Origin of the sequence: Marinifilum sp. N1E240 (assembly GCF_009295825.1) — a bacterium.
Taxonomy (GTDB): domain Bacteria; phylum Bacteroidota; class Bacteroidia; order Bacteroidales; family Marinifilaceae; genus Marinifilum_A; species Marinifilum_A sediminis.
Genome location: NZ_WHKF01000065.1, coordinates 1 through 298, shown reverse-complemented (window position 1 = coordinate 298; position 298 = coordinate 1). Strand labels below are relative to the sequence as shown.

The 298-nt window shown below is 38.6% G+C and carries 1 rRNA gene; it reads left to right on the top strand.

The features are described from left to right. Positions 1-118: 118 nt before the first annotated feature. A 5S ribosomal RNA gene (rrf, locus tag GCQ56_RS20225) occupies positions 119-229 on the top strand. Positions 230-298 lie beyond the last annotated feature (69 nt).

Here is a 298-nt window from a genome sequence, read left to right as displayed (position 1 = left end):
TGAGTGGCGAGGTCAATCGCTGAATCTAACTGTAGGTTCTTTTACTTTATTTTTTCGATATGTTATGATATTATTTATCCACCTGACGGGGTCAGGGTTAAAAATGGATACAACTATTTTAGGTGTTTATAGCGACGGGGTTCCACCTCTTCCCATTCCGAACAGAGAAGTTAAGCCCGTTAGCGCCGATGGTACTGCAGAAATGTGGGAGAGTAGGTCGACGCCAACATTTAAAAAGAGTCTTATTCCAAATGGAGTAAGACTCTTTTTTTTTTGTTATTTTTTCAGATTGAAAATA